This is a genomic window from Streptomyces sp. GC420, from assembly GCF_009916105.1.
In the GTDB taxonomy this organism is placed as follows: Bacteria; Actinomycetota; Actinomycetes; order Streptomycetales; family Streptomycetaceae; genus Streptomyces.
The window spans coordinates 1-3,104 of sequence record NZ_JAAAXQ010000599.1; the positions used below are offsets into that span (position 1 = coordinate 1).

Consider the following 3,104-nt stretch of genomic DNA (forward strand, 5'->3'; position numbering starts at 1 on the left):
TGCTTCTTCAGCTCGCGTGCCGCCACGAGCGCGGTGATCGCCGAGGGGGAGACGCCCTCGCCGCGCTCGTCGACGACGAAGCAGCGGTCGGCGTCGCCGTCGAAGGCGAGGCCGAGGGCGGCCCGGTCGTGCGGCGCCCCGACGGGAGGTGTGCCGACGGGAGGTGTGCCGGCCGGCCCGCCCCGCGGCGTCAGCTGCCGGGGACGCGGTCGAGGTCGATGTCCGTCCTCGTCACCCAGGCGGGTTCGGCGACCAGCAGACTGAGCTCCTCCCGGCCGAGGTCGACGTCGGTGACGTACCGGAATCCGGCGGACTGCGCGGCGGTCACGCTGCCCCGGTCACCGGAGGCGGCGGCGAACACGATGCGCCGGCAGGACGGGTCGGCCGCGTCGACGGCGTCCGCCAGGGACCGCAGAAGGGCGGCCAGGGTCTCCCGCGGGCACGGCCCGTCGACGCGCACCTCCATGTCGCGCGCGCCCGCCGGGTAGGTGTGGCGCAGCCGCCCGGCGGCGCAGCGTTCCACCCGCACGTCAATGCCCGTGCCGTGCCCGGTCACCCGCAGGTGGGACATGTGGCGGCCGCGCCGGACGGGTACGGCCTCCCAGCGCGGGTCCAGGTGGAGGTCGGGCGCCGCGGGAACGGTGATCACGTCAGTGCTCCTCTGCCGCGAGGCGCCGGATGACGGGCTTGTCCAGTTTTCCGGATCCGTTCCTGGGTACGGCCGGTACGACCGTCAGCCGCCTGGGCAGCTTGTACCTGGCCAGGTGCCGGGCAGTGTGCTCGCGCACGTCCTCCAGGGTGATCTCGACGCCCTCGGTCACGGACACCACGGCCGCCACCGTCTCGCCCCACTGCTCGTCCGGGATGCCGACCACGGCGACGTCGACGACGCCCGGCATGGTGGCGAGGGCGTGCTCGACCTCGGCCGGGTAGACGTTCTCACCGCCGGTGATGATCATGTCCTTGAGGCGGTCGACGACGTACAGGTATCCGTCCTCGTCCAGACGGCCGACGTCTCCGGAGTGGAACCAGCCCTCGGCGTCGAACGCGGCACGGGTGGCCTCCGGATTGTTCCAGTAGCCCGGGGTGACGTTCGGACCGCGGACGACGATCTCGCCGTGCTCGCCCGCCGCGACCGGTTCCCCGGTGACCATGTCGACGACCCGCACCTCCGTGTACGGCATGGGGATGCCGGCGGAACCCGTCTTGTCCACGGTGCGTTCGGCCGGCAGGTGCGTGGCGAACGGCGCCGTCTCGGTCAGTCCCCAGGCCTGCTGGAGCCAGACACCGTGGGCGGCGTACTGCTTGATCAGCGACGGGGGCACCGGGGCGCCCGCGACGACGACGGACCGCAGGTGGCTCAGATCGTGGTCGAAGAAGCCGGGGACGCGGGCGAGGGCGGCGAACATCTGCGGCACGCCGAACACCGAGTTGAACCGGTGCGTCACGAGGTCGTCGAGGCACGTCTGCGGGTCGAACGAGCGCCGCACCACCACGGTGCCGCCGCGGGTCAGGGTGCGCAGCGCGAAGCTGTTGAGGGCGCCGATGTGGAACAGGGGAGCGGCCGCGTAGGTGACGTCGCCCCGGCGGGTGTCCAGCATCAGCTCGACGTTGACCGAGTTCCACCAGACGTTGCCATGGGTCAGCACGACCCCCTTGGGCGCGCCGGTGGTGCCGGAGGTGAACATGAGGATCGCCGGGTCGTCGGCGTGCTTCGCGGCCACGGAGGAGGCCGGCCGGGCGGCCGCGATGGCGGCGGACCAGGGCTCCCAGCCGTCCGCGTCGGCCGCCGGGACCTCGGGGTCGTCGTCCACGAGCAGGAAGCGGGTCAGGCGGGTGCTGTCGCGTACCCTCTCGACGCCGGCGCGGTGCCCCTCCTCGCAGACGATCACCTCGGCGCCGCTGCGGTCGAGGACCTGGCCGAGCTCGGGGTCCGCGAGGCGGAAGTTCACCGGGACGAACAGCGCGCCGAGCCGGAAGGCCGCCAGCATCGTCACGAAGAACGAGGCGCTGTTGAGGCCGAGGTAGGCCACTCGGTCCCCGTCCGTGGTGCCTCCTCGCGACAGGACGGTGGCCAGGCGGGCGGCCCTGTCGTCGAGTTCGGCGTAGGTGAGGTCGCCCCCGGGGTAGCTGATGACGACCGTACCGGCGTGGTGGCGGGCGTTGCGTGCGACCGCGGCGGCAGGGTTGAGGTCGGCCGTGAGGCCGGAGTTGTGCGGGTGGGGTCTCGTCACTGTCGGCTCCTCGTTGAGCATCAGAGGTCGTCGCCGCCGGCCGCGCGGGCGAACCCGCGCACGCCGATGCCGCCGTCGGCGGAGATCGCGTGTCCGGTGATGGTCCCGCTCTGCTCGCGCGCGGCGAGCAGGACGTACGGGCCGGTGAAGTCGCGCGGGTCGGTGCTGGAGTCGTGCAGGGGGATGGGCGGAGCCGGGGTGCCGGGGCCCTTTCTGGCGAAGGACGCCGAGATCGAGCGGCCGTCCATGGCCAGGGCCTCGGGTCCGCGAAGATCGGTGTTCATGCCGCCGCAGGCGACGCCGTTGACACGGACCTTGGGCGCGAGTTCGTAGGCGAGTTCGCGCATCAGGCCCAGGCAGGCGTGCTTGCTGGCGGTGTAGAGGGGGCCGCCGCCGTTGACGTAGAAGGAGGCGTTGGACAGGGTCATGACGATGCTGCCGCGGGTCCTGACCAGCTCGGGCCAGGCGGCTTGCGCGGCCAGCAGATAGCCCTTGACGTTGATGGAGAAGATCTCGTCGAAGGCGGTGTCGAGCTCCCCGGCGCCCAGTCGGGTGAGCTGACGCTGGTAGTCCCAGACCCCGGCGTTGGCGACGAGTGTGTCGAGCTTGCCGAAGCGTTCGACGGTCTCGGCGACGGCCGCCTGGAGGGCGCTGTGGTCACGCACGTCGGCCGTCACGGTGTGGACGCGTGAGGGGTCGGCGGCTGCGCGCACGACCTCGTCGAGCTGCTCCCCGTCACGTCCGAGGATCGTCACCGAGGCACCCTCGGCCAGGAACCGCTCGGCGACCGCGCGGCCGATGCCAGAGCCGCCGCCGGTGATCAGCGCGGCGTACCCGTCCAGCCAGCCCCCGTCCAGCCAGCCCCCGTCC

3 protein-coding genes are annotated in these 3,104 nt (G+C 72.6%); all 3 read right to left on the reverse strand.

What is annotated here, in order from left to right:
* Positions 1-190: 190 nt before the first annotated feature.
* Positions 191-649: a hypothetical protein gene (locus GUY61_RS36675; protein WP_166634626.1), complete on the reverse strand. Its 459-nt coding sequence runs from the start codon at positions 647-649 to the stop codon at positions 191-193.
* Position 650: 1 nt separating this feature from the next.
* The gene (locus tag GUY61_RS36680) at positions 651-2,234 is read right to left on the reverse strand and encodes a long-chain fatty acid--CoA ligase (protein WP_313897023.1); all 1,584 of its coding nucleotides are present in this window, start codon (positions 2,232-2,234) and stop codon (positions 651-653) included.
* 20 nt (positions 2,235-2,254) lie between these two features.
* Positions 2,255-3,104, reverse strand: an 850-nt coding sequence (gene hcaB, locus GUY61_RS36685; protein WP_313897024.1) for a 3-(cis-5,6-dihydroxycyclohexa-1,3-dien-1-yl)propanoate dehydrogenase, incomplete at its 5' end; no start/stop codon positions are given.